Genomic DNA, 24,690 nt, shown 5'->3' on the forward strand with positions numbered 1-24,690 from the left:
GGGTGCGGCGCACGGAGTTACGGCACCCGTGCGAGCCGCGCAGAACCAGACGGACCACCGGCATTGCGATGTCAGTGGCGGGTGCCATTGTGGGGGAGTGAGCAACGCCACCAGTGTTCTGCCGCGGGCCTCGGTCCCTGGTTGGGCAATAGGCAAGGGCAGCAGGGGGTGACATCGGTCGTGTCCGGTACGGGTGTGGAGATGGGTGCGCAGAGCGCGCGCTCCCGAGCCCTCGCCGTGCTGCGCATCCGCAGCAGGGCGACGGCCGTCGCGTTGCTTCCCGCAGCCGCCTCCGTGGTGCTGCTCGCGGGCGGCACCACCGGCCATCTGACGGGCGGGGGCTGGGACGTCGCGCGCGGCGTCGTGAGCGCGATCGCCCTCGTCGTCCTGCTCGCGGCCGCCGCTGTCGCCCTCGTCGTGGCGCGCGCCCGCCCGGCCGTCAGCCCGACGATCCCGATCGCCGAGAACACCGCCCCCGACCTGTACCGGCTGGTGCGCGACCTGGCCGACCGGCTCGACGTTCCGGCGCCCTCGGCGATAGCGCTCACCCCGGACTGCGACAGCTGGCTCGAGGACCGTACGCATCCGGCCCACGGCCCGCCCACGCGCCGCGGCCAGAACCCTGCCGACGGGCGGAGCGCCGCGGACGGGGCCGGTGATCCCAAGGCTCCCGCCGCGCCCGTCCTCGTCATCGGATCCCCGTTCCTGTGGTGGATGCGGGTGGCCGAGCTGCGCGCGGTCCTGGCCCCGGTCGTCGCCGGTACGGGCCCCTCGGCGCACCCCGACATAGCGGCGGCCCGGCGCTTCATCCGCGGCCTCGACGCGGCGGTGGCGGTCTCCTCCGACGGCGGCCGCGGGCCGGTGGCCCGCGCCGTGCTCGGCGGTGTCGGCCGGGTCGCCCGGCTGCTGCTGACCGGCTGCCGGGTGCACGCCGCCGAGATGGAGCGCGGCGTCGCCGCGGCCGCGGCGGAGCGTGCCCAGGCGGTGGACTACGGCCTGCGGATCGTCGCCCAGGAGCAGGTCGGGCTCGCGTACGCGGGCTGGGACCGGCTGCTCACGCGGGTGGCGCTGCCGGCCTGGCGGATGGGCCGCTGGCCCGCTCGGCTGGACGCGGGCGTGGTGGCGGCGCTGACCGAGCTGTCCCGGCGTGACCGCCTCGCGGCGCAGGACGGGACCTTCGCGTCGCGGCTCGGCGAGCGCCCGGCGTGCGATCTGCTCGAAGAGCCCGGGACCGTCGACGAGGCGGCGTCGCTGCTCGCCGCGCGTCTCTTCCACGGCGGGCCCGCCGAGCGTGGCCCGGACTGGGCGCCGGTGGACTGGCAGGAGTATCCGGACGAGGTCGTGGACCGGAAGTGGCGGATGGATGCGGCTCGGCTGCATCGGGTGCTGGACAGCTTGGGCGTGCGGGTTCCCTCCGGGGGTGCGGAGGGGCCTACGTTGGCGCGGGTGCTGGATCATCTCGCGGCGCCTGCGCCTCGGGACCCCGTTTCGGATCGGCCCTCCGCGCCCACGTCTCGGGGCTCCGCCCCGGACCCCGCTGCTCAATCGCCGCAGGGGCTTGATTTGGCGGCACCTGGCGCCGATGGGCTTGAAAAGGCCGACCGGCTTGATGCGCCCGCGCCCGGCACCGAAGGGCTTGATTTGGCCGATGGGCTTGAGTTGGCCGACGGGTCTGATGAGGGTGAGGCGGATGGGGGGCCGCTGGGTGCGCTCTCGGCCACTCTCGCCGCCGAGGTCGCCCGTGAGGAGAGTGCGCGGCCTGTGGCGGCCGGGCCTCCGGCGGGGCAGGGGAGTCCGGACGGGGCGCTGTGGGACGAAGGGGCGTTGCCCCTGTTCCCGTTGCAACCGCCGCGCAGCGGGCGGGAGTTGCTGGCCGACCACGTCACCGCGATGGTCTGCTGCGCCGCAGTGGACACGGCGGGCGCGGCGCCGGGCCTGGACTGGCTGGACGGCCCGTCGCTGCTGGTCGACGGGGAGCGCACGGCCGACCTGACGCCCCGCGTCCTGAGCCTCGTGGAGGACGGTGACGTGGAGCCGCTCAAGGACTGGCTGACCCGCCGTGGCGTCCGCGCGGAGAAGCCGGTGCGCCTCGTGTGAGCCGCCGCCCCGTCGGTGTCCCAACTCCCGGAAATCCGGAGGGAATCGTTCCACTCTCGTCAATTCGCGACGAACGGTGACGGAGTGCGTGCGTAATGTGATGTGCTGGGACCGGTCGCGGACATGACGACGCCGCGGGTGAGGGCTCGGGGGAGCGAGGGAGGGGAGCAGGCATGGGGCCGGACAGGGAGGAACACCCGAAAGACCTGGCGAGCAACGACATGCCCCCGCCCCGCGCGCACACGCCCCGCTGGGAATCAGGCGCGCTGGCGCACGCGGTCACGGACCCGTTCGGACAGGGACCGCTCCCCTGGCTGCGCGGAAGTGAGCACTATTTCGACGACACCGGCCATGTCGTTCCCTGGTACGTCGACCATGTGTCGCAGCCCGGCTCCCGCGACATCCCGGCCCCCCGCACCAGCGGCCCCCGCACCGCCGACGACGTGCACCGCCAGATCAAGGGCTTCGCCTCGACCGGCGCTGCGGCCCCCGGCGAGGCGATCGACTTCCACATCACGGTGGACCCGCCCCAGCAGTTCACCGTGGACATCTACCGCATCGGCCACTACGGCGGCGACGGCGCCCGCAAGATCACCACGAGCCCGCGCCTGTCCGGCATCGTCCAGCCGCCCCCGCTGACCGCGGACCGCACGGTCTCCTGCCACCACTGGTGGCTCTCCTGGCGGCTGCACATCCCGTCGTACTGGAATGTCGGCGCGTACGTCGCCGTCCTCACGACGCTCGACGGGTACCGCTCGCACATCCCCTTCACGGTCCGCGACGCAGAGCCCGCCGACCTGCTGCTCCTGCTCCCGGACATCACCTGGCAGGCGTACAACCTCTACCCGGAGGACGGGCGGACGGGCGCCAGCCTGTACCACGCGTGGGACGAGGACGGCCGGCTGCTCGGCGAGAGCGAGGCCGCGATCACGGTCTCCTTCGACCGCCCGTACGCGGGCGCCGGCCTCCCCCTGCACGTGGGGCACGCCTACGACTTCATCCGCTGGGCGGAGCGCTACGGCTACGACCTGGCGTACGCCGACGCCCGCGATCTGCACGCGGGCCGCATCGACCCGACCCGCTACCGGGGCCTGGTCTTCCCGGGGCACGACGAGTACTGGTCGGCGAACATGCGCCGCACGACCGAGCTGGCCCGGGAGAACGGGACATCGCTCGTCTTCCTCTCCGCCAACACCATGTACTGGCAGGTGGAGTTGGGCCCGTCGGCGTCCGGGGTCCCGGACCGGCTGCTCACCTGCCGCAAGCGCAGGGGCCCCGGAAAGCCGACGCTGTGGCGGGAGATCGACAAGCCGGAGCAGCAGCTGATGGGCATCCAGTACGCGGGCCGGGTCCCCGACCCGCACCCCCTGATCGTGCGGAACGCGGAGCACTGGCTGTGGGAGGCGACGGGGGCGCACGAGGGGGACGAGATAGCGGACCTGGTCGCCGGTGAGGCCGACCGCTACTTCCCTCGGACATCGTTGCCCGAGCACCAGGACCGCATCCTGCTCGCGCACTCCCCGTACCGCGACAGCGACAAGGCCCGCAGACACCAGGAGACATCCCTCTACCGCTCGCCGTCCGGAGCGCTGGTCTTCGCGTCCGGGACGTTCGCCTGGTCCCCGGCCCTGGACCGCCCCGGCCACGTCGACCCCCGGATCCAGCGGGCGACGGCGAATCTCCTCGACCGCATCTGCAAACGCGACTGACGAGACCGAGCCCACAGGGCGCCACCTCACCCCGTGGCCAAAACCCGCCCCCACGTACGGGAGAATCGGGGTACTCGCCCGCCCGTCTCCCACCACCGCCCTACTCGAGCCCTGCGGGCGCCCTTAGTCTTCAGCCACGGGGAGGAACCATGTCCGGATTCGTCGAAAAGCCCGAGCCAGTACAGGTGCCGGGCCTGGTGCATCTCCACACCGGCAAGGTGCGGGACCTGTACCGGAACGAGGCGGGCGACCTCGTCATGGTCGCCACCGACCGCATCTCGGCCTACGACTGGGTGCTGCCCAGCCCGATCCCGGACAAGGGCAAGGTGCTCACGCAGCTGTCCCTGTGGTGGTTCGACCAGCTCCAGGACCTGATCCCGAACCACGTCATCTCGCAGGAGCTCCCCGAGGGCGCCCCGGCGGACTGGGCGGGCCGCACCCTCGTCTGCAAGTCGCTGGACATGGTCCCGGTCGAGGCGGTGGCCCGCGGCTACCTCACCGGCTCGGGCCTGGTCGAGTACAACGAGTCGCGTACGGTCTGCGGCCTCGCCCTCCCCGAGGGCCTGGAGGACGGCTCCGAGCTGCCGGCCCCCGTCTTCACCCCCGCCACCAAGGCCGAGGTCGGCGAGCACGACGAGAACGTGAGCTACGAGGAGGTGGCCCGCCAGGTGGGCGCCGACACGGCCGCCCAACTGCGCCAGTCCACGCTCGCCGTCTACAGCCGCGCCCGGGACATCGCGCGCGAGCGCGGCATCATTCTGGCGGACACGAAGTTCGAGTTCGGCTTCGACAAGGACGGCTCGCTGATCCTCGCCGACGAGGTGCTGACCCCGGACTCCTCCCGCTTCTGGCCCGCCGACCAGTGGCAGCCGGGCCGCGCCCAGCCGAGTTACGACAAGCAGTTCGTGCGGGACTGGCTGACCTCGCCGGCCTCCGGTTGGGACCGCAAGAGCGAGCAGCCGCCGCCGGCGCTCCCGGACGAGGTCGTCACCGCGACCCGCGCCAAGTACATCGAGGCGTACGAGCTGCTGACCGGCCTGAGCTGGGACGCGTAACGGCATGACAAAGAGAAAGACCCCCGGTCCGAGGACCGGGGGTCTTTCTTCGATGGAGCGAACGACGAGGTTCGAACTCGCGACCTCAACCTTGGCAAGGTTGCGCTCTACCAACTGAGCTACGTTCGCAAACGCCGCTTTCGCGGTGCTGCTGCGCCGTGGCGCGACGCCAACTATACCCAACCTCGCTCGCGCGCGAGACGCACCGCCGCGTGACGGTTCTCCACGCCGAGCTTCGAGACGGCCGACGAGAGATAGTTCCGGACCGTCCCCTGGGACAGCGCGGCCCGCTCCGCGATCTCCGATACGGGTGCGCCGTCGGCCGCGAGTTCCAGGACCTCGGCCTCGCGCGCGGTCAGCGGCGTGTCCCCCGCGGAGATCGCGTCGGCCGCCAACTCCGGGTCCACATAGCGGTTTCCGGCGTGCACGGTGCGAATGATCTCGGCGAGCCGCTGCGCGCTCACCGTCTTCGGTACGAAGCCGCGCACGCCCGCGGCGAGGGCCCGCTTCAGGTGCCCCGGACGCCCGTGACTGGTCACGATCATGGTGCGGCAGTCGGGCAGTTCGTCCCGGATCGATGTGGCCACACTCACACCGTCGGCGCCCGGCATCTGCAGATCGAGCACGGCGACGTCCGGCCGGTGCGCCCGCGCCATGGCGAGCGCCTCGGGCCCGGTGGCGGCCTCGGCGACCACGAAGAGATCGTCCTCGAGCGCGAGCAGTGCGGCGAGCGCCCCTCGGATGAGGTGCTCGTCGTCGGCCAGCAGTACGCGCAGGCTCATCGGGCGGCCTCCTGTTTCCGCGGCGCCGCCTCGTCCACGAGCCCGGTCACCGGTACGGACACCCTCACGCGAAACACCCCTTTGCGGACCGCTCCCGACTCCAACGTCCCGTCCACCGCGGCGAGTCGCTCCCGCAGCCCCGCGAGTCCGGATCCGCGACCGGTCGCGACGACATCGCCCGCCCCGTCGTTCTCCACGGTCAGCACCACACCCTCGTCCCCGGTCGCCAACTCCACCCGGCAGGCCTTCGCGTCGCCGTGCCGCAATACGTTCGTGGTGGTCTCCCGCACCACCCAGGCGAGCGCCGCCTGGACGTCGGAGGGCAGACCGGCCGCCGAGCCCGTCACCGTGCAGGTGATCCCGGCGGCGTTCAACACGCCCTGCGCACCGGCGAGTTCGACCGCGAGGTCGGCCTGGCGATATCCGCGTACGACATCACGCACCTCCTTCTGCGACTCCTGCGCGATGCGCTGCACTTCGATCATCTGCTCCACGGCCGCCTCGGTCTTCCCGCGCCGCGCGAGCTGCACCGCGAGCTCGCTCTTGAGCGCGACGACGGACAGATTGCGCCCCATCACGTCGTGCAGATCGCGCCCGAACCGCAGCCGCTCCTCGGCGACGGCGAGCCGGGCCTTGGTCTCGCGGGCCCGCTCCGACTCCAACATGACGGAGAGGTTCCAGCCGCTGCACCGCGCGGTCATCATGCAGAAGGGGCCGGCCACGGCCAGCATTGCGGCGCCGCCGACGGCCTGGCCCGTCGTCGCCCCGGCGAGCGCGAATACTCCGCCCATCACCACGCTCGCGGCGACCCACCGCCGCAGTGCCGCCCGCGGCGGCACCGTCAGCATGTACGCGAACCCGAACGGCACCGGCACGAACAGCATCGGAAGCAGCAGCACCGCCGCGCCGTCCTTCACCCCGTCCAGGGCGTCCACCGCGAAGAGCGCGGTGACGAGGGCCAGGCCGAGTCCGACGAGCACGGCAGCCGCGATCTGCTCGCGGCGCGGCACGGCGCCGCGCCCCAGGTACTGGTCGAGGGCGGCCCCGACGTGCCGGGGCGCCAGCAGGCACTGCAACACGCCCACCAGGAGGAGGGCGAGCCCCAGTGCGTAGGCGACGGGGTCGTGCCGGAAGGCGAAGAGCAGCGGGGTCGCCGACCAGCCGAGAAGCAGGAACCAGTGGATGAAGCGCAGCGTGATCCGACTCTGCAGCTCGACCCGTTCGACCTTGCTGCGCTCCCGCCAGCTCCCTCGCACCCGCACGTCCGCCCCTCTCAACGCCGCGGTTCCCACCGGAACCGCTTCTGCACAGCAAACACCGCGACCAGAATCCAGGCCACCGCGATGACGATCGCCTTCACGGACTCCCCGCCGGACAGGCTCCCGCTCCAGCCGCCCCGCACCAGCGTGAGCGCCGACGTCAGCGGCAGCAGCTCGCACACGGCCGCCATCTTGTCCGGAAGGACCTCGAGCGGCACGACGGCGCCGGAGCCGGCCATCGACACGAGCAGCATGGGCATCGCGGCGACCTGGGCGCTCTCCACACTGCGGCTGAAGACCGTCGTGAGGGCGGCCAGCGCGACACACAGCGGAATGCCCAACAGCACACCGAGCAGGACCAGTTGAGGCGCGTCGGGCGCCCCCGCGTCCAGCGCGAACGCGCACACGACGGCCACCGCCGCGCACTGCACGAGCCCGATCACGACGGACGGCACCGCGGCCCCGCTGAGGATCTCCAGATCGCGCAGCTCCCCGGTGCGCAGCCGCTTGAGGACGAGCTCCTCGCGCCGCGACGCGTACACGCTCACCAGCGAGCTGTACACGGCGAACAGCAGCGAGAACGCGATCGCCGAGGAGGCCATGACGGTGCCGATGTTCAGCCCGGCGCCCTGCAGATCGCCCTTGTCCACCGTCCGGGAGACGCTGAAGGGCAGGACGAGCGGCACGAACACCGCCGTGAACAGCACGCCCTTGCTCCGCCCGAGGAGCGTGAACTCGGCCCGCGCGAGCGCCCCGAGCCGTCCCGCGGAGGTCGTCGTCCGTGCTGCCGTACCCGTACTCGTACCTGTACCCGTACTCGTAGCCGTACTCATACCGCCATCTCCTTCTCACGGTCCGGAGTCCCCGCGGAGCCCTTGGCGTCCTGCGCGATCCGCAGGAACGCCTCCTCCAGCGAGGCGCCGCGTACATCGAGGCGCCGCAGTTCGATGCCCGCGTCCCTGGCCCACACGAGCACCCCGGTGGCGGCCCGCTGCAGATCGTCGGTGCGCAGCCGGATCAGCCGGCCCTCGACCTCGTGCGCCTCGACGCCGAGCGAGCCCAGCGGCGGCAGGTCGCCCACGAAGTACCCGTCGGGCAGTTCGAAGGAGATGTGCGAGGGCTGCGACGCGACGACCTCGTCGACGCGGCCCTCGGCGGCGATCCGGCCTTCGTGCAGGATCGCGAGCCGGTCGGCGAGCTCCTCGGCCTCTTCGAGGTAGTGCGTGGTCAGCAGCACGGTGGTGCCCTCGGCGCGCAGCCGGCGCACCAACTCCCAGGTGTCGCGGCGCCCTTCGGCGTCGAGCCCGGTGGTCGGTTCGTCGAGGAAGAGCACCTCGGGCCGCCCGAGCAGCGCGAGCGCGAGGTCGAGCCGCCGCTTCTCGCCGCCGGACAGCTGCTTGACGCGCACCTTCCCCCGCTTGGCGAGCCCCACGGCCTCCAGGGCCTCGCCGATCGGCCGGGCCCCGCTCGTGCAGCCGGCCCACATCCGTACGGTCTCGGTGACGGACAGCTCGCTGGGGAAGCCGCCGTCCTGCAGCATCACCCCGATCCGGGGCCGTACCCGGTCCCGTTCGGTGTGCGGGTCGTGTCCGAGCACCCGCACCCGGCCACCGGCAGGGGCCGCGAGTCCTTCGATGAGTTCGACCGTGGAGGTCTTTCCGGCGCCGTTCGTGCCGAGGAGGGCGAAGAGCTCGCCGCGGCCCACGGAGAAGCTGACTCCGCGCACCGCCTCGAAGGAACCCTTGGTCTTGTCCCCGTACACGCGGCGCAGATCAGTGACGTCGATCACGCGCTCGTTGGTGGTCATGGGTCCAGCCTTCCGCCTGGGGCGGGAGGTCGGCAGTGCGTGCTGTCATCGGCTCGCATGACAAATGTCAGAACGCGGCCGGGAACGCCGAAGGCCCCGGTCCAAGAGGACCGGGGCCTTCGATCTCTGAGCGAACGACGAGGTTCGAACTCGCGACCTCAACCTTGGCAAGGTTGCGCTCTACCAACTGAGCTACGTTCGCACTGCTTGCATCAGCCTACCGTACCCACCGAAGTGGTCAGTACGCGATGCAGAGCGGGTGACAGGAATTGCACACTGCGCCTTCCCCCTGGAAGGGGGATGTTCTACTACTGAACTACACCCGCATGTACTCCGTGAGGTCCGGCCTGCGGCCTCGCCCCTCGGCGTGCTCCAGACTTTAGCCGACTGCCCGGGGTGCAGCGCAAGTCCGGTCACCGAGGGGCCTCATGGGGTGGGTTCCGCGGCTCAGTTGGCCGCGGCGAATGCCTCGTAGACCCGCTTCGGGATGCGGCCGCGCGGCGGTACGTCGAAGTGGTTCGAGCGGGCCCAGGCGCGGACGGCGGCCGGGTCCGGGCTCAGGTCCGTGCGCTTGTACGCCTTGCCGGTCTTCCCCGAACGCTTGCGGCCCGCCTCCAGGTAGGGGGCCAGCGCCTCGCGGAGCTGATGCGCATTGGCTCGATTGAGGTCGATCTCGTACGACGAGCCGTCGAGACCGAAGCGAATGGTTTCCGCCGCTTCCCCGCCGTCGATGTCGTCAGAGAGAGTGACCACGACACGCTGCGCCACGAATATCGGTCCCTTCGTCCAGCATCCCGCTTTGACGTGCGGTGATGCAGACTGTCCGGCTGTTGTCAGGCAATGCCCGGGCAATGCGGTGCCCCGAGTTCAGGCCGAGTGCCTGTATCTGCCAATTCCTTTTTACCCTGTCCGGCAATGCAGTGGGAAGACCAGTTAAAAGTCTCGGTGTGTCTCGCGTGGTTGTTATCCGGAGTCTTTCCCTTAATTTTCCGTGCGGATCTCATGTCGTTGCCATAACGTGATCCGCATCTCGTAGCTTCCTACTGTCTACGCGAGTAGAAAATTTGGGCAGGTACGCTGAACGGACCAGCTCAACCACACACCGGGAGTGCCAGTGGCACGCGTCGTAGTCGACGTCATGCTCAAGCCGGAGATCCTCGACCCCCAGGGCCAGGCGGTGCAGCGCGCGCTGCCGCGCCTCGGTTTCGACGGCATCTCCGACGTACGTCAGGGAAAGCGTTTCGAGCTCGAAGTGGACGGGCCGGTGGATGACGCCGCTCTTGCCCGTATCCATGAGCTGGCGGAAACCTTCCTCGCCAACACCGTGATCGAAAACTTCACCGTGAAGGTGGAAGAGCCTGCGGTGGGGGCCGAAAAGTGACCGCTCGTATTGGCGTCGTCACCTTTCCCGGTTCCCTCGATGATCGCGACACTCAGCGCGCGATCCGGCTTGCCGGTGCGGAGCCGGTCGCGCTCTGGCACAAGGACAAGGACCTGAAGCAGGTCGACGCGGTCGTCCTGCCCGGTGGTTTCTCGTACGGCGATTACCTGCGCGCGGGCGCCATTTCGCGTTTCTCGCCCGTCATGGAGACGCTGATCGAGCAGGCGAAGGCGGGCCTTCCCGTCCTCGGGATCTGCAACGGATTCCAGGTCCTCACCGAGGCCCACCTGCTCCCCGGCGCCATGCTCGGCAACGACCACCTGCACTTCATCTGCCGCGATCAGAAGCTGCGGGTGGAGAACGCCGGTACGGCCTGGACGTCCGACTACGAGGCGGGCCAGGAGATCCACATCCCGCTGAAGAACATGGACGGCCGCTACGTCGCCGACGAGCGCACGCTCGACATGTTGGAGGCGGAGGGCCGCGTCGCTTTCCGGTACGTGGACTACAACCCCAACGGTTCGCTCCGTGACATCGCCGGCATCACGAACGAGGCGGGCAACGTCGTCGGTCTGATGCCGCACCCGGAGCACGCCGTCGAGCCCCTCATCGGGTCCGGCCGCACCGACGGCCTCCCGTTCTTCACCTCGATCCTCAAGAAGCTGGTCGCCGCCTCATGAGCCTCGACACCACAGAGAACGCCGCGAAGACTCCCGACGTCGAGCTGCCCTGGGCCGAACTCGGCCTGAAGAAGGACGAGTACGAGCGGGTCGTGGAGATCCTCGGCCGCCGTCCCACCGGCGCCGAGCTCGCCATGTACTCGGTCATGTGGTCCGAGCACTGCTCGTACAAGTCCTCCAAGGTCCACCTGCGCCAGTTCGGCGAGAAGGCCCCGGAGTCCGACGCGCTGCTCGTCGGCATCGGCGAGAACGCCGGCGTCGTCGACGTGGGCAACGGCTACGCCGTCACCTTCAAGGTCGAGTCGCACAACCACCCGTCGTACGTCGAGCCCTACCAGGGCGCGGCCACCGGCGTCGGCGGCATCGTCCGCGACATCATCGCGATGGGTGCCCGCCCGGTCGCCGTGGTCGACCCGCTGCGCATGGGCGCCGCCGACCACCCCGACACGAAGCGTGTGCTGCCCGGCGTCGTCGCCGGCATCGGCGGCTACGGCAACTGCCTGGGCCTGCCGAACATCGGCGGCGAGCTCGTCTTCGACGCCTGCTACCAGGGCAACCCGCTGGTCAACGCCGGTGCCATCGGCGTCATGCGGCACGAGGACATCCACCTCGCGAAGGCGTCCGGCACGGGCAACAAGGTCATCATGTACGGCGCCCGCACGGGCGGCGACGGCATCGGTGGCGCCTCGATCCTCGCCTCCGAGACCTTCGACGACGCGAAGCCGTCGAAGCGTCCGGCCGTGCAGGTCGGCGACCCCTTCCAGGAGAAGCTCCTCATCGAGTGCACCCTGGAGGCGTTCGCCGAGAAGCTCGTCGTCGGCATCCAGGACCTGGGCGCCGCCGGTATCTCCTGCGCCACCTCCGAGCTCGCCTCCAACGGCTCCGGCGGTATGCGCGTCGAGCTGGACGACGTACCGCTGCGCGACTCCACGCTCTCTCCTGAGGAGATCCTCATGAGCGAGTCGCAGGAGCGCATGTGTGCCGTGGTCGAGCCTTCGAAGGTCGACCGCTTCCTGGAGATCTGCGAGAAGTGGGACGTCATCGCCACCGTCATCGGTGAGGTGACCGACGGCGACCGCCTGGAGATCTTCTGGCACGGCGAGAAGATCGTCGACGTCGACCCGCGCACGGTCGCGCACGACGGCCCGGTCTACGAGCGCCCGCTCGCCCGCCCCGACTGGCAGGACGCGCTGCAGGCCGACGACGCGGGCAAGCTGCCGCGGCCGTCCTCGGGTGACGAGCTGAAGGACCAGGTCCTCAAGCTCGTCTCCTCGCCGAACCAGGCGTCGAAGAAGTGGATCACCCAGCAGTACGACCACTTCGTGCAGGGCAACACAGTCCTCGCGCAGCCCGAGGACTCGGGCATGATCCGAATCGACGAGGAGACCGGGCTCGGCGTCGCCATCGCGACGGACGGCAACGGCCGCTTCGCGAAGCTCGACCCGTACACGGGTGCGCAGCTCGCGCTCGCGGAGGCGTACCGGAACGTCGCGACGACCGGTGCCAAGCCGCTCGCCGTCTCCGACTGCCTGAACTTCGGTTCGCCCGAGGACCCGGCCGTCATGTGGCAGTTCGCCGAGGCCATCCGTGGCCTCGCCGACGGCTGCCAGCAGCTCGGCACCCCGGTGACCGGTGGCAACGTCTCGCTCTACAACCAGACGGGCGAGGCGGCGATCCACCCGACGCCGGTCGTCGCGGTCCTCGGTGTCATCGACGACGTGGCGCGGCGCACGCCGGTTGCCTTCCAGGAAGAGGGCCAGCTCCTCTACCTGCTCGGTGACACCCGCGAGGAGTTCGGCGGTTCGGCCTGGTCGCAGGTCATCCACGAGCACCTCGGCGGTCTGCCGCCGGTCGTCGACCTGGAGCGCGAGCGGCTGCTCGGCGAGATCCTCATCTCGGCCTCCCGCGACGGCATGATCGACGCCGCGCACGACCTGTCCGACGGTGGTCTGATCCAGGCCGTGGTCGAGTCGGCGCTGCTCGGGGGGAAGGGCGCGCGCCTGATCGTCCCGGAGGGCCTGGACGCGTTCACGTTCCTCTTCTCGGAGTCGGCGGGCCGTGCGGTCGTGTCGATTCCGCGCAGCGAGGAGCTCCGCTTCAACGACATGTGTGGGGCGCGCGGTCTGCCCGTCACCCGCATCGGTGTCGTGGACGGTGACGTGGTGGACGTCCAGGGTGAGTTCGCGGTCTCCCTCGACGAGCTGCGTGAGGCGTTCGAGGGCACGATTCCGGCGCTGCTGGCGTAACGCGGTTCGCGTGTGGCGTGGGGCCGCCGGCCTGTACCGGTGGGTGGTCCCTACGCCTCGGGGCTCTGCCCGCCTGTTTCGGTGGGCGGGTCCTACGCCTCGGGGCTCCGCCCCGGACCCCGCGGGCTCTCGTCCAAGAGCGGGGCTGGTTTTGCCGAACCGGCGTTACGGACACGGGGCTCCGCCCCGGACCCCGCGCCTCAATCGCCGGCGGGGCTTAAAAGATCGGGGCTCTGCCCCCGCCTGAGCCTCAATCGTGTCCGGGGCTGAAAGATTCGGGGCTCTGCCCCGGACCCCGCGAGTCTCGTCCCAGAGCGGGGCTTGATTTGCCCGCCCGCAGGGCGATCGCCCGGCTCCCGCCCGTCTCCCACCCGCCCGCCCCCTCCGGGGGCGTCGGCCCGACGGGGTGTCGCCCCCGCCTTGGCCGATCCGCCGGCAGCCACGGCTCCCCGCCCATTGCGGTCGACGCCGCCCCGCCTTGGGTAACGCCAACCACGGCTCCCCACCCGCTGGGTCGACCGCACGCGCCATGGGCGATCCGACGGCGACCACGGCTCCCCACCTCAGCGGTCGACCGCACGCGCCTTAGGCGATCCGACGGCGACCACGGCTCCCCACCTCAGCGGTCGACCGCACGCGCCATGGGCGATCCGACGGCGACCACGGCTCCCCACCTCAGCGGTCGACCGCACCCGCCTTGGGCAATCTGCCGCCTTGGGCGGCAGGGTGGGCAAGGCGGCGCCCGGTGCCGCGCGCCGTCCACGGGAGGCGCCAGCCCCGGTCCCCGGTTCGGGCTGCACTTATGGAAGGCGCCAGCCCCGGTCCCCGGTGCGGGCCGCACCTATGGAAGGCGCCAGCCCCGGTACCCCGGTGCGGGCCGCATCTATGGAAGGCGCCAGCCCCGGTCCCCGGTGCGGGCCGCACCTACGAAAGGCGCCGACCCCGGTACCCCGGTGCGGGCCGCGCCTACGGAAGGCGCCAGCCCCGGCCCCCCCGGTGCAGGCCGTACCCACGGAAGGCGCCCACCCCGGCACCGCCACGCCCCACGCAGTCGTAGGCTCGGCGCATGCCACCGGCCAAGAGGAAGTCCCGCGTCTACAGCCTCGACAAGACTCGCACCGCCGTGCTCGCCCAGTTCGGCAACGTACGGAAGGCGGTCGAGGGCCTCACGCCCGAGCAGCTCGCCGGCCCGACGCGGCTCGGGGACTGGACCGTGCGGGAGCTCGCCGCGCACATCACGATGTCGACGAGTGCCATCGCCCGCGGCCTCGCCGTGCCCGGCCTGGCCAAGGCCGAACTCACGCCGCAGGACTGGCCGATGACCTCCGCCCCGCACGCGCAGGACATCGCCGCGTACGTGACGGGACTCGCGGCGGACAACGACCTCGCCGCGCTGTACGCCGACGCCACGAGCAGCCTCGAACAAGCCCTCGCGGACCACCCCGGCGACCAACTCGTCGCCAACCGCACCGGTGTCATGACCCTCGCGGACTACCTGCCCACCCGCACCGTCGAGTTGATCGTCCACACCGACGACCTGAACGACGCCGTGCCGGACCTCGACATCCCGTACGACCGCCAGGCCCTGGCCGCCTGCACCCGGATCCTCGCCGACGCCCTCGCCACCAAGGCCCCCGGCGCCTCCACCGAGGTCCGCGTCCCGCCGTTCGCCGTCGTGCAGTGCGTCGAGGGCCCCCGGCACACCCGCGGCACCCCGCCGAACGTCGTGGAGACCGACCCGCTCACCTGGATCCGCCTGGCCACGGGACGTACGACCTGGGCGACGGCGGTCGAGGCCGCGCTGGTCAGCGCCAGCGGCGAGCGGGCGAACCTCGCGGACCTGCTGCCGATCATGGCGTGATGCGCACGGGATGCCCGGCGGGCCGGAACCGGAACGCGGCCCGCCACGTCCCATTGCCATGCTCACGACGCTACGTACATCCCGTACACGTGCCCTGATCAGCACCGCCGTCCTGCCGCTCGCCGCGCTGGCGACCGTGACCGCCTGCGGCGACGAGAAGGCCCCCGGCTCGAAGGCGGCCGGGGGAGAACCGATAACCGGCGTCCACTGGAGCGTGCAGAGCGCGACGGTGGACGGGAAGACGACGAAGGCCCCGGGCAGCGCGTACCTCGAGTTCGTCTCGGACGAGCGGGTGCGCGGCAACTACGGCTGCAACCACTTCGACGCCGACGCGGAGGTCACCGGGGACAGCGTCGACCTCGGCAAGGCGAAGCGGACCATGATGCTCTGCGAGGGCAAGGACGTGGCCGCCTTCGAGAAGACCCTGGCCCGCACCCTCGCCGAGAAGAACACGGTCGAGGCCAAGGGCGGCGAACTGACCCTCACCCGGGCGAATGGCGACACCGTCTCCCTCGCAAGGCAGCGTGACGCCAAGCTCGTCGGCACCAAGTGGAACGTCACGAGCCTGAGCGCCGATGACACCACCAGCTCCGTGCCGAAGGCCGCGCAGGGCCGGGCCCGGCTCGTCTTCGACAAGGACGGCCACGTCAGCGCCCGCCTGGGCTGCAACAGCGGCCGCGCCAAGGCCACCGTCAAGGGTGACGACATCTCCTTCGGCCCGCTGAGCAGCACCCGTATGGGCTGTATCGGAGAGGCCGCGAAGCTGGAGCAGACGATGCTCGATGTCCTGAAGGGCAAGGTGCCGTACGACATCCAGGGTGACTCCCTCACCCTGAAGGCACCCGGCGGCAACGGGATCGGCCTCGCCGCCGCCGAGTGACGGGCCCTCAGGACCCAAAGCACCCCTCAGGACGGATAGGGGAGCAGCTCCGCGTCCGTCCGCTCCCACGCCGCCTTCAACTCGGCCAGCACCTTCGGCTCGTCGGCCGCCCGGTCCGCCTGCTCGCGCCGGTCGGCCGCGAGATCGAACAGCTGGTCGGTGCCGCCCTTGCCCCGGTAGTACTTCCAGTTGCCGCGCCGCACGGCCCGCTCCCCGCGCACCCGCCAGAACAGCTCGCGCTGCGTCAACTCCTCGCCGCGCAGCAGGTACCCCGCGAGGCTGGTGCCGTCGAGCGGATACGACCTGTCGGCCCTGGCCCCGCCGATCTCCAGCAGCGTCGCCGTCCAGTCGGGGGTGAACACCGGCTCGTGGCTGACCTGCCCGCCGCCGATCCGGGCGGGCCAGCGCACGATCGTCGGGACGCGGATGCCGCCCTCCTGGAGGGACGACTTGTTGCCGGACAGCGGCCAGTTGTAGGAGAAGCGCTCACCGCCGTTGTCCGAGGCGAAGAAGACGAGGGTGTCCTGCTCCTGCCCGGACTCCTTCAACGCCTTCAGCACCTGCCCGACCGACCGGTCCAGGTCCTGCACCATCTCCGTGTACTTCTCGACCGATCCGCCGTCGTCATGGAAGAGGGCCCGCTTGTCGCCCGCCTTGATCCGCCGTACGACCTCGGCGCTCGCCTCCTCGTCGCCGTCGGCGATCCACGGCCAGTGCGGGGTCGTGAAGTTGAGGTTGAGCAGCCACGGCTGATCCCCGTGGTCCCGCTTCACGTACTCGCTCGCCCGCTCGGTCAGGATCCGCGTGTAGTACCGCAGGTCCTTGTACTCGGCGTCACCCTCCTTCACCTCGCCCTCGTAGAGGTCGTACTCGCCGCCGAGGCCGAGCTTCGAGTAGTACTCCAGGGCCCCGCCGAAGTTCCCGAAGAACTCGTCCCAGCCCGACTTGGTGGGCGAGTGGTCCGGCAGGTAGCCGCAGTGCCACTTGCCGATCAGGGCCGTCGCGTAGCCGGCGCCGCGCAGCAGCGAGGCGAGCGTGGGGTGGTTCGGGGCGAGCCCGACGGACCGGTCGGCTATCGGCTCCGCGAGACCGCCCTTCGTACGGCCCGGATAGCGGCCGGTGTAGAGGCTGAAGCGGGTCGGGGAGCAGGTGGCGGAGCCGCTGTAGGCGTCGGTGAAGCGGACGCCCTGGCGGGCGAGCCGGTCCAGGTTGGGGGTCCTGATGTGCGGGGCGCCGTACGAGGACAGGTCGGCCCAGCCCAGGTCGTCGCCCAGGATGAACAGGATGTTGGGCCGCCGTGACCTGCGCCCGGTGTCGGCCCGGAAGGGCGTCTCACGGGGCGCGGCCGCCTGGGCGGTGCCGGCCGTGGCTCCTCCGACTCCGACTCCGGCAGCGGCGACGGTGGCGACGGCGGCCCCGCCGAGGGCACGACGGGACAGGTGAGAGGCATGCGAGGGCATGGGGTCTCCGGGGTTGGGGCCGCAGGGGCGGCATGCGAAGCGCGCGCCTCAGAGGGCGCGAGCTGCGTTGATGTGCGGCTCCGCCACGCGGGGCGCGAGCCACGGCGGACGGCTCGCACGCCGCGGAGAAAACAGCCCGAGCAGGTGCGAACCGGCCTGAACCGACGACGTCAGACGGACGTCATGGGCAGGGAAGGGTCACGCACAGAGACAGATCGCGCTCGCGACACGGACCAGGTCGACGTGGCGGCGCTCCACAAGGGTGACCTCACGATCACGGAGTGGCTGCATGGACCGGGACTCTGCCGACAGTGACGTACACCTGTCAACCACGCATCCGTACTCCGGACGTACTCCGGACATCCGATGAGTTCGGTCACATCTGCCCCGGTCAACCCGCGTAGCCCCGGTCCCCAATTCGGACCACTGTGGGATCACGTCTACACTCGGTTGCGTGCCACGTGGTGACGGTCGACTCAATCACGACCTGCTTCCCGGTGAGAAAGGCCCCCAGGACGCTTGTGGCGTCTTCGGTGTCTGGGCTCCGGGTGAAGAGGTCGCAAAGCTCACTTACTTCGGGCTCTACGCCCTCCAACATCGGGGTCAGGAATCCGCGGGAATCGCGGTCAGCAATGGCTCCCAGATCCTCGTCTTCAAGGACATGGGGCTCGTTTCCCAGGTCTTCGACGAGACATCCCTAGGGTCCCTCCAAGGTCATATCGCGGTCGGTCACGCCCGCTACTCGACCACCGGGGCCTCCGTATGGGAGAACGCCCAGCCGACGTTCCGCGCCACCGCGCACGGTTCGATCGCCCTCGGGCACAACGGCAACCTGGTCAACACGGCGCACCTCGCCGAGATGGTCGCCGAGCTCCCCAAGGAGAGTGGCCGCGCGACCCAGGTCGCGGCCACCAACGACACCGACCTGATCACCGCGCTGCTCGCGGGCCAGGTCGACGAGGACGGCAAGCCGCTGACCGTGGAAGAGGCGGCCGCCAAGGTGCTGCCCCAGGTCAAGGGCGCCTTCTCGCTCGTCTTCATGGACGAGAACACGCTGTACGCCGGCCGTGACCCGCAGGGCATCCGCCCGCTGGTCCTCGGCCGCCTGGAGCGCGGCTGGGTCGTCGCCTCGGAGTCCGCGGCGCTCGACATCTGCGGCGCCTCCTATGTCCGCGAGATCGAGCCGGGCGAGTTCGTCGCCATCGACGAGAACGGCCTGCGAACGTCCCGCTTCGCCGAAGCAAAGCCCAAGGGCTGCGTCTTCGAGTACGTGTACCTGGCCCGCCCGGACACGGACATCGCGGGTCGGAACGTGTATCTCTCCCGTGTGGAGATGGGCCGCAGGCTCGCGAAGGAAGCTCCGGCCGATGCGGACCTCGTCATAGCCACCCCGGAATCCGGGACTCCGGCCGCGGTCGGCTACGCCGAGGCATCCGGCATCCCGTTCGGCAACGGCCTGGTGAAGAACGCCTACGTCGGCCGAACCTTCATCCAGCCTTCACAGACGATCCGCCAGCTCGGCATCCGTCTGAAGCTGAACCCGCTCAAGGAAGTCATCAAGGGGAAGCGTCTGGTCGTCGTCGACGACTCGATCGTGCGCGGCAACACGCAGCGCGCCCTGGTCCGCATGCTCCGCGAGGCCGGTGCGGCCGAGATCCACGTGCGGATCTCCTCCCCGCCCATCAAGTGGCCCTGCTTCTTCGGCATCGACTTCGCGACCCGCGCGGAGCTGATCGCCAACGGCATGTCGGTCGAGGAGATCGGTACCTCGCTCGGGGTCGACTCGCTCTCGTACATCTCCATCGACGGCATGATCGAGGCGACCACCATCGCCAAGCCGAACCTCTGCCGTGCCTGCTTCGACGGCGAGTACCCGATGGACCTCCCCGACCCGGAGCTCCTCGGCAAGCAGCTCCTGGAGACGGAACTGGCCGCAGGTCCTGCGTCCACGGCTGCGTCCGACGCGATCCGTCGCCCGTAGACCCCGATTCGCCAACCCGAAAGATCCCAGGCAATGTCTGAGACCCAGCCCTCCGGTGCCTCCTACGCGTCCGCAGGCGTCGACATCGAAGCCGGCGACCGCGCCGTGGAGCTCATGAAGGAGTGGGTGAAGAAGACGCAGCGCCCCGAGGTCCTCGGCGGCCTCGGCGGCTTCGCCGGCCTCTTCGACGCCTCCGCCCTGAAGAAGTACGAGCGTCCGCTGCTCGCCTCGGCCACCGACGGCGTCGGCACGAAGGTCGACATCGCCCGCCAGCTGGGCGTCTACGACACGATCGGCCATGACCTCGTCGCGATGGTCATGGACGACATCGTGGTGTGCGGCGCCGAGCCGCTCTTCATGACCGACTACATCTGCGTGGGCAAGGTCCACCCGGAGCGGGTCGCCGGCATCGTGAAGGGCATCGCCGAGGGCTGCGTCCTCGCGGGCTGCTCCCTCGTCGGCGGCGAGACGGCCGAGCACCCGGGCCTGCTGGGCCCGGACGACTTCGATGTCGCGGGTGCCGGTACGGGCGTCGTGGAGCACGACAACCTGCTGGGCCCGGATCGCATCCGTAAGGGTGACGCGGTGATCGCCATGGCGTCCTCCGGTCTTCACTCGAACGGGTACTCGCTGGTCCGCCACGTCCTCCTGGAGCGCGCGGGGATGGACCTGGGCGAGCACGTCGAGGAACTCGGCCGCACGCTCGGCGAGGAGCTCCTGGAGCCGACGAAGATCTACTCCCTGGACTGCCTCTCGCTCATCAGCACCACCGAGGTCCACGCCTTCAGCCACATCACGGGCGGCGGCCTCGCGGCGAACCTGGCCCGCGTGATCCCGGACGGCCTGCACGCCACGGTCGACCGCTCCACGTGGACCCCGGACCCGATCTTCGACCTGGTCGGGGAGAAGGGTCAGGTCGAGCGCCTGGAGCTGGAGAAGACGCTGAACATGGGCGTCGGCATGATGGCGATCGTGCCGCAGGAGTCGGTGGAGGTCGCCCTGGCGACCCTGGCCGACCGCGGAGTGGACTCCTGGGTGGCCGGCGAGATCGTCGACCGCGGTGAGCACACCACGGGCGCCGAGCTCACCGGGGACTACGCCAAGTAGTCCCCGTGGGGGCGCCCCCGGCGCCCCGTGCTTGGACAGCACAAAACCCGGTCCGGCGTGGTGACCACCCCGGACCGGGTGAAGTGCAGCGACTGTTAGGCCGCTGACGTGTTACGAGGTCAAGCGCCGCGGCGCTGTGACGAAGGACCGGACTCGCCGTCCTCGCCCTCGTCCTCGTCGTACGTATCCGCGTAGCGGGCGTACGGGTCGTCTTCCTCGTCGTCATCGTCGAAAGGCTCGCCGTTCGGCGGCTGATTCGACACTGGATCCGACGTGGATGCGCCTAGCTCGTTGGCCAGACGCGACAGGTCGGTCCCGCCGCTGTTGTACTTCAGCTGGCGGGCGACCTTCGTCTGCTTGGCCTTGGCCCGGCCGCGCCCCATGGCTCGACCCCCTCGGTGATGGGGCTTCATGGCCCCAGAGTCTTGACACGCGTACATGATCTGGAACGGACTCCCCGCAGGGAGACCGGTCCGTAGGGCTTCCACGGTACCTGAGCCCACGCCCATACGGTACGTCGCCCGCAGGACGCGCCTGCGCGCAGGACCAGCCAGGAGCCCTTTCCTCGCTGGTCAGCTGCGATTTTAACCTCTTCATGACGAGCGACCCGCCGAGGGGCGTGATGCTCGTTACGCGCCGGGCCCCATCAGCCCCTTCCGCGGGCCTCGGCCATCCGCTGCTCGGCGATCCGGTCGGCCGCGGCGGCCGGCGGAATCCCGTCCACCTTCGCACGAGCAAAGATAGCGAGCGTCGTGTCGAAGATCTTCGCGGCCTTCGCCCTGCACCGGTCGAAGTCGAAGCCGTGCAGCTCGTCGGCGACCTGGATGACGCCGCCCGCGTTCACCACGTAGTCCGGCGCGTAGAGGATCCCGCGGTCCGCGAGGTCCTTCTCGACGCCCGGGTGCGCGAGCTGGTTGTTGGCCGCGCCGCACACCACCTTCGCGGTCAGCACCGGCACGGAGTCGTCGTTCAGCGCGCCGCCCAGGGCGCAGGGCGCGTAGATGTCGAGCCCCGCCTCCCGGATCAGCGCCTCGGTGTCGGCGGCGACCGCGACCTCGGGGTGCCGGTCGGTGATCTGCCGCACGGACTCCTCGCGGACATCGGTCACCACGACCTCGGCGCCGTCCTCCAGGAGGTGCTCCACGAGGTGGTGCCCCACCTTGCCCACACCGGCGATGCCGACCTTGCGGCCGCGCAGCGTGGGATCGCCCCACAGGTGCTGGGCGCTGGCCCGCATGCCCTGGAAGACACCGAAGGCGGTGAGCACGGAGGAGTCGCCCGCGCCGCCGTTCTCGGGGGAGCGTCCGGTGGTCCAGCGGCACTCGCGCGCCACGACGTCCATGTCGGCGACGTACGTACCGACGTCGCACGCGGTCACGTACCGGCCGCCGAGCGAGGCCACGAACCGGCCATAGGCGAGCAGCAGCTGCTCGCTCTTCACCGTGTGCGGATCACCGATGATCACGGCCTTGCCGCCGCCGTGGTCGAGCCCGGCCATGGCGTTCTTGTAGGACATGCCGCGCGCGAGGTTCAGCGCGTCGGCGACCGCTGCCTCCTCGGAGGCGTACGGATAGAAGCGCGTGCCGCCGAGGGCCGGGCCCAGGGCGGTGTTGTGGAGGGCGATGACGGCCTTGAGGCCGCTGGCGCGGTCCTGGCAGAGGACGACCTGCTCGTGGCCGCCCTGTTCCGAGTGGAAGAGCGTGTGCAGAACGCCAGAGGCGCCGGAGGTGTCAGAGGTGGTGACAGCGTCGCCGGTCACATCGGTCACTGTGGTGACTCCCAAGTACATAGCGGCGGTTGGGCGGAATCCCGTGCGGGTGGCGGGCCTTCCGTCGGTGCTTGTGGGCAAGAGATTAGAGCGTGCGCGGGCCCGCCACGGCCGCGCCGCCAAGGATCACCCCCGCGCGCGCGTGGAGGCCGGAAGCACGGTCGAATCCCGCCGCGTCGCCACGTGGGACGATTTGGAGTGTTTTCCAGCTGGCGGGTGGGGGAGGGAGCAGCCGTGCCCAAGGTGTCCTCGGTGACCGTCCCGTACGCGGCGTATCTGCGCGTGTACGAACCCCTCGCAGCTTTCCCGCAGCCGGAGCGGGGCCATTGGGAGCGCTACGCGAAACGCGACAGCCTCCCCTCCTATCAGGATGAATTGCGCCGTTCTTTGGCTGATCTGTTGCCCACGCCACCGGTGCCCGTGCCGGTGCACGAGAGCGACGACGCGTTCGTGATCGTGATCGACGGGGTGGTGTGCGTCTGCCCGTGGCGCACCCGGCTGCGCGGCTGGCAGGCCCTGGACGAGTTGCCGGGCGAGCTGCCGGCCCCGGTCCTGGACGCGGCGATCCCCCCGGTGGTGCGCCGGCAGTCGTCCGCCGACTACGAGCGCTGGCTGGAGCGGAATCCGGACGCCCGCCCCTGGATCCGTACGTCCACGTGGCAGGTGCCGATCAACTGGTTCGTGCTGGTGTCGGACGACGAGCGCGAGTACGAGCCGAAGAGCGACGAGGACGGGGCGGAGGGCGTCGGCGTCCCGCGGCTCCGCTATCGGACGCCGATGGTGCAGGCGAGGCGCCGGGTCGCGCGGGGTCTGAAGGCGCTGAAGGACGCGATCGAGGAGGGTCCCCTGATCGACGGCCTGGTAGATGTGGGGCGTTGGCTGGAGGAGTTCCACCCCCGTTCGTACGTCGAGCTCGACTACGGCGGGCTCGTGCACGCCCTGCCGCAGGACTTTCTCGAGGACGACCACTCGGCGGCGGATGTCGCCGGGGGCATCGCGGCGCTGCGCGTCGGTGACGAGGACGGTGCGGGAGAGGCGTACGCGAGGCTTGTGGAACGCTGGCGGTCGGCGCGGGACCGGCAGTTCGCGAACTGAATCCCCAAGTGAGGGCGCTCACACCGACCTTCGGGACCTACGTCCTGATCCGGGCGTTTGCCTCAAGCGTGATGGACAGCACTTACCGGGACCTTGCGCCCATCACCCCTCCTCGTGCCAAAATAGGACAAGGAGTCCGGGGAGGGCTCCTTCCGTCCATCTAAGTCCAACCATGGACGGATTACTCAGCATTGCACTGCCGCTGGGGGGTCTGATGGCTCCTGATCGCTCTGTGACTGATCGTCACTGTGGCGTGACTGTCCGCTATGGCACGGTCCATCGGCTTCCGTCGCTGATGAACACCTGGGAGGGCAATTCCATCGGTTTGGCCGACGTGGCTGGACGGATGGTGTAGTTGTAGTGCCGAGGACAAGCCGTTCGTCCTATAACCGACTCGACTCGCGTCCGCCATTTCGGGCAACGCGGGTCAAGGTGCAGAATTTAGAGGAATGAACCGAGAAGGTTCGGTTCTCCGAGGAGGCCGCTCATGACCGCTCGCACCCCTGATGCCGAGCCGCTGCTGACCCCGGCTGAGGTCGCCACGATGTTCCGCGTCGACCCCAAGACGGTCACGCGCTGGGCGAAGGCTGGCAAGCTCACGTCGATTCGTACGCTCGGCGGACACCGCCGCTACCGCGAGGCCGAGGTCCGCGCACTGCTTGCGGGTATCCCGCAGCAGCGCAGCGAGGCCTGAGGCACCGCGCAACGCAGCAAAACGGGCGTTTTCGGGTCCCCCAACCCGGCGGACGCCCACCCATAGCTCCACTCGACGCGGGTCCTGCCCCAACAGGACTCCTTCTTATGAAGGCCGCCGAGGCGTCATCTCAACTGCCTCGCGCAAGCGTCATCCGATCGCGCTGGACTCCGCCGGGTCCAGCGCGATCTTTTTTGTGCGCGGGGGCCGGTTCCGGGCGGGGGTCCCTGCGCGTCCTTGTCGGACCTTGATCGATCTCTGTGGGCTCCTGCCCAGGGCAGTGCAATTGCACATATTAAATTGAGCCGTTGTAGGGAGGGGGTAAGAAACGGTGTTTCCAAAACAACTTCGGTGACACCCATCACATGCCCCGTCGCTTGTTGCAGGTGACGCCCTTGCGCTAATGGGCGCCGGCGTCGGTGTGCGTTCCTGCTCGCGTCGTCGACTCTCCCTAGGCTGCCACCAGTTGAGGGCGCGCAGGGTCGCCTTTGGTTACCCCTTCGAGGGTCTTTCGTCCCAACGTGGCTCACGGGCGCTCTCGCGGCGCTCCAGGGGCCTTCCTGGCGGGCCCCTGGAGCGCCGCGGGGGATGACGGGTACTCAGATGCCGGGCAGTCAGGCGCAAGCGGCCTCGCGGGGCTGTGTGTCCGCGACTGTGTGTCCGTGACTGTCTGCCGGTGGAAACGAAAGAACCCCCGCACCGTACGGTGCGGGGGTTCTTCTTTGCTGCGGTCCTGACGGGATTTGAACCCGCGGCCTCCACCTTGACAGGGTGGCGAGCACTCCAAACTGCTCCACAGGACCAGGTTTCGCGGCGCTTCTTGCTCGT

The 24,690-nt window shown here is 70.1% G+C and carries 21 protein-coding genes and 4 tRNA genes; 12 read left to right on the forward strand and 13 right to left on the reverse strand.

All coding sequences use genetic code 11. The features are described from left to right. The first annotated feature begins 180 nt into the window (after nt 1–180). The 3 genes from OHA73_RS23355 (at nt 181) to OHA73_RS23365 (ending at nt 4,861) form a co-directional block, all read left to right on the forward strand. Nucleotides 181–2,097 (forward strand): hypothetical protein, encoded by a 1,917-nt coding sequence (locus tag OHA73_RS23355; RefSeq protein WP_327656034.1) that lies wholly within the window; start codon nt 181–183, stop codon nt 2,095–2,097. A 221-nt stretch (nt 2,098–2,318) separates the two neighbouring features. Continuing rightward, nucleotides 2,319–3,806, forward strand: a complete 1,488-nt coding sequence (locus OHA73_RS23360) for a N,N-dimethylformamidase beta subunit family domain-containing protein (RefSeq protein ID WP_266718742.1) — start codon at nt 2,319–2,321, stop codon at nt 3,804–3,806. 149 nt (nt 3,807–3,955) lie between these two features. After that, nucleotides 3,956–4,861 (forward strand): phosphoribosylaminoimidazolesuccinocarboxamide synthase, encoded by a 906-nt coding sequence (locus OHA73_RS23365; protein ID WP_266712276.1) that lies wholly within the window; start codon nt 3,956–3,958, stop codon nt 4,859–4,861. A gap of 53 nt (nt 4,862–4,914) precedes the next feature. Here OHA73_RS23365 and OHA73_RS23370 read toward each other — a convergent pair. The 8 genes from OHA73_RS23370 to OHA73_RS23405 form a co-directional block, all read right to left on the reverse strand. Next, nucleotides 4,915–4,990: transfer RNA gene (locus OHA73_RS23370), tRNA-Gly, on the reverse strand. 44 nt (nt 4,991–5,034) lie between these two features. Beyond that, entirely contained in the window at nt 5,035–5,643 is a 609-nt protein-coding gene (locus OHA73_RS23375; protein WP_327656035.1) for a response regulator transcription factor, read from the reverse strand. Then, the gene (locus OHA73_RS23380) at nt 5,640–6,905 is read right to left on the reverse strand and encodes a sensor histidine kinase (RefSeq protein ID WP_327656036.1); all 1,266 of its coding nucleotides are present in this window, start codon (nt 6,903–6,905) and stop codon (nt 5,640–5,642) included. Before OHA73_RS23380 ends, OHA73_RS23375 begins: the two co-directional genes overlap by 4 nt. An 11-nt stretch (nt 6,906–6,916) precedes the next feature. Further along, the gene (locus tag OHA73_RS23385; protein WP_327656037.1) at nt 6,917–7,735 is read right to left on the reverse strand and encodes an ABC transporter permease; all 819 of its coding nucleotides are present in this window, start codon (nt 7,733–7,735) and stop codon (nt 6,917–6,919) included. Then, entirely contained in the window at nt 7,732–8,709 is a 978-nt protein-coding gene (locus OHA73_RS23390) for an ABC transporter ATP-binding protein (protein WP_327656038.1), read from the reverse strand. Before OHA73_RS23390 ends, OHA73_RS23385 begins: the two co-directional genes overlap by 4 nt. Nucleotides 8,710–8,838: 129 nt before the next feature. After that, nucleotides 8,839–8,911, reverse strand: a tRNA-Gly gene (locus OHA73_RS23395). 52 nt (nt 8,912–8,963) lie between these two features. After that, nucleotides 8,964–9,035 (reverse strand) — tRNA-Gly (locus OHA73_RS23400). Nucleotides 9,036–9,156: 121 nt separating this feature from the next. Further along, nucleotides 9,157–9,477, reverse strand: coding sequence for a histone-like nucleoid-structuring protein Lsr2 (locus OHA73_RS23405; protein WP_266712286.1), 321 nt, complete (start codon nt 9,475–9,477; stop codon nt 9,157–9,159). 340 nt (nt 9,478–9,817) lie between these two features. Here OHA73_RS23405 and purS point away from each other — a divergent pair, with 340 nt between their 5' ends. The 5 genes from purS (at nt 9,818) to OHA73_RS23430 (ending at nt 15,757) form a co-directional block, all read left to right on the forward strand. Continuing rightward, nucleotides 9,818–10,090 carry a phosphoribosylformylglycinamidine synthase subunit PurS gene (gene purS / locus OHA73_RS23410; protein ID WP_266712288.1) on the forward strand — a complete coding sequence of 91 codons (273 nt, stop codon included), beginning with the start codon at nt 9,818–9,820 and terminating at the stop codon, nt 10,088–10,090. Beyond that, a complete protein-coding gene (gene purQ, locus OHA73_RS23415) occupies nt 10,087–10,770 on the forward strand; it encodes a phosphoribosylformylglycinamidine synthase subunit PurQ (RefSeq protein ID WP_266712290.1) in 684 nt (227 codons plus the stop codon). Before purS ends, purQ begins: the two co-directional genes overlap by 4 nt. After that, entirely contained in the window at nt 10,767–13,016 is a 2,250-nt protein-coding gene (gene purL / locus OHA73_RS23420; RefSeq protein ID WP_327656039.1) for a phosphoribosylformylglycinamidine synthase subunit PurL, read from the forward strand. Before purQ ends, purL begins: the two co-directional genes overlap by 4 nt. 1,066 nt (nt 13,017–14,082) lie before the next feature. Further along, on the forward strand, nt 14,083–14,877 hold the full coding sequence (locus tag OHA73_RS23425; protein WP_327656040.1) for a maleylpyruvate isomerase family mycothiol-dependent enzyme: 795 nt from the start codon (nt 14,083–14,085) through the stop codon (nt 14,875–14,877). Nucleotides 14,878–14,935: 58 nt separating this feature from the next. Beyond that, nucleotides 14,936–15,757: an META domain-containing protein gene (locus OHA73_RS23430; RefSeq protein ID WP_327656041.1), complete on the forward strand. Its 822-nt coding sequence runs from the start codon at nt 14,936–14,938 to the stop codon at nt 15,755–15,757. A 26-nt stretch (nt 15,758–15,783) separates the two neighbouring features. On the opposite strand, the gene OHA73_RS23435 is transcribed toward OHA73_RS23430, so the two are convergent. Beyond that, entirely contained in the window at nt 15,784–17,217 is a 1,434-nt protein-coding gene (locus OHA73_RS23435) for a sulfatase family protein (protein ID WP_327656042.1), read from the reverse strand. Between the two features lie 198 nt (nt 17,218–17,415). Then, complete coding sequence (locus OHA73_RS45775; RefSeq protein WP_353962427.1) at nt 17,416–17,580, reverse strand: putative leader peptide; 165 nt, start codon at nt 17,578–17,580, stop codon at nt 17,416–17,418. Nucleotides 17,581–17,671: 91 nt separating this feature from the next. On the opposite strand from OHA73_RS45775, the gene purF reads away from it, so the two are divergent. Both purF and purM read left to right on the forward strand, forming a co-directional pair. Beyond that, nucleotides 17,672–19,198, forward strand: coding sequence for an amidophosphoribosyltransferase (gene purF / locus OHA73_RS23440; RefSeq protein WP_266712300.1), 1,527 nt, complete (start codon nt 17,672–17,674; stop codon nt 19,196–19,198). Between the two features lie 33 nt (nt 19,199–19,231). Further along, a complete protein-coding gene (purM, locus tag OHA73_RS23445) occupies nt 19,232–20,305 on the forward strand; it encodes a phosphoribosylformylglycinamidine cyclo-ligase (protein WP_266712302.1) in 1,074 nt (357 codons plus the stop codon). Between the two features lie 119 nt (nt 20,306–20,424). Here the strand turns inward: purM and OHA73_RS23450 are convergent, their stop codons facing one another. Both OHA73_RS23450 and OHA73_RS23455 read right to left on the reverse strand, forming a co-directional pair. After that, complete coding sequence (locus OHA73_RS23450) at nt 20,425–20,688, reverse strand: DUF3073 domain-containing protein (protein ID WP_266712304.1); 264 nt, start codon at nt 20,686–20,688, stop codon at nt 20,425–20,427. A 263-nt stretch (nt 20,689–20,951) separates the two neighbouring features. Next, nucleotides 20,952–22,073 (reverse strand): Leu/Phe/Val dehydrogenase, encoded by a 1,122-nt coding sequence (locus tag OHA73_RS23455; protein ID WP_327656043.1) that lies wholly within the window; start codon nt 22,071–22,073, stop codon nt 20,952–20,954. 234 nt (nt 22,074–22,307) lie between these two features. On the opposite strand from OHA73_RS23455, the gene OHA73_RS23460 reads away from it, so the two are divergent. Both OHA73_RS23460 and bldC read left to right on the forward strand, forming a co-directional pair. Then, nucleotides 22,308–23,168: a hypothetical protein gene (locus OHA73_RS23460; protein ID WP_267069783.1), complete on the forward strand. Its 861-nt coding sequence runs from the start codon at nt 22,308–22,310 to the stop codon at nt 23,166–23,168. A 487-nt stretch (nt 23,169–23,655) separates the two neighbouring features. After that, nucleotides 23,656–23,862, forward strand: a complete 207-nt coding sequence (gene bldC, locus OHA73_RS23465) for a developmental transcriptional regulator BldC (protein ID WP_003949541.1) — start codon at nt 23,656–23,658, stop codon at nt 23,860–23,862. 728 nt (nt 23,863–24,590) lie between these two features. Here the strand turns inward: bldC and OHA73_RS23470 are convergent. Further along, nucleotides 24,591–24,665 (reverse strand) — tRNA-Asp (locus OHA73_RS23470). Between the last annotated feature and the right edge of the window lie 25 nt (nt 24,666–24,690).

This window comes from Streptomyces sp. NBC_00483, from assembly GCF_036013745.1.
In the GTDB taxonomy this organism is placed as follows: Bacteria; Actinomycetota; Actinomycetes; order Streptomycetales; family Streptomycetaceae; genus Streptomyces.

Excerpts from the sequence above, each read along its gene's own strand:
- OHA73_RS45775 (WP_353962427.1), bottom strand. The coding sequence starts at position 17,580 with ATGTCCGGAGTACGTCCGGAGTACGGATGCGTGGTTGACAGGTGTACG.
- OHA73_RS23360 (WP_266718742.1), top strand. The coding sequence starts at position 2,319 with ATGCCCCCGCCCCGCGCGCACACGCCCCGCTGGGAATCAGGCGCGCTG.
- OHA73_RS23385 (WP_327656037.1), bottom strand. The coding sequence starts at position 7,735 with ATGAGTACGGCTACGAGTACGGGTACAGGTACGAGTACGGGTACGGCA.
- bldC (WP_003949541.1), top strand. The coding sequence starts at position 23,656 with ATGACCGCTCGCACCCCTGATGCCGAGCCGCTGCTGACCCCGGCTGAG.
- OHA73_RS23425 (WP_327656040.1), top strand. The coding sequence starts at position 14,083 with ATGCCACCGGCCAAGAGGAAGTCCCGCGTCTACAGCCTCGACAAGACT.
- OHA73_RS23430 (WP_327656041.1), top strand. The coding sequence starts at position 14,936 with ATGCTCACGACGCTACGTACATCCCGTACACGTGCCCTGATCAGCACC.
- OHA73_RS23450 (WP_266712304.1), bottom strand. The coding sequence starts at position 20,688 with ATGGGGCGCGGCCGGGCCAAGGCCAAGCAGACGAAGGTCGCCCGCCAG.
- OHA73_RS23390 (WP_327656038.1), bottom strand. The coding sequence starts at position 8,709 with ATGACCACCAACGAGCGCGTGATCGACGTCACTGATCTGCGCCGCGTG.
- OHA73_RS23365 (WP_266712276.1), top strand. The coding sequence starts at position 3,956 with ATGTCCGGATTCGTCGAAAAGCCCGAGCCAGTACAGGTGCCGGGCCTG.
- OHA73_RS23375 (WP_327656035.1), bottom strand. The coding sequence starts at position 5,643 with ATGAGCCTGCGCGTACTGCTGGCCGACGACGAGCACCTCATCCGAGGG.
- OHA73_RS23435 (WP_327656042.1), bottom strand. The coding sequence starts at position 17,217 with ATGCCCTCGCATGCCTCTCACCTGTCCCGTCGTGCCCTCGGCGGGGCC.
- purM (WP_266712302.1), top strand. The coding sequence starts at position 19,232 with ATGTCTGAGACCCAGCCCTCCGGTGCCTCCTACGCGTCCGCAGGCGTC.
- purL (WP_327656039.1), top strand. The coding sequence starts at position 10,767 with ATGAGCCTCGACACCACAGAGAACGCCGCGAAGACTCCCGACGTCGAG.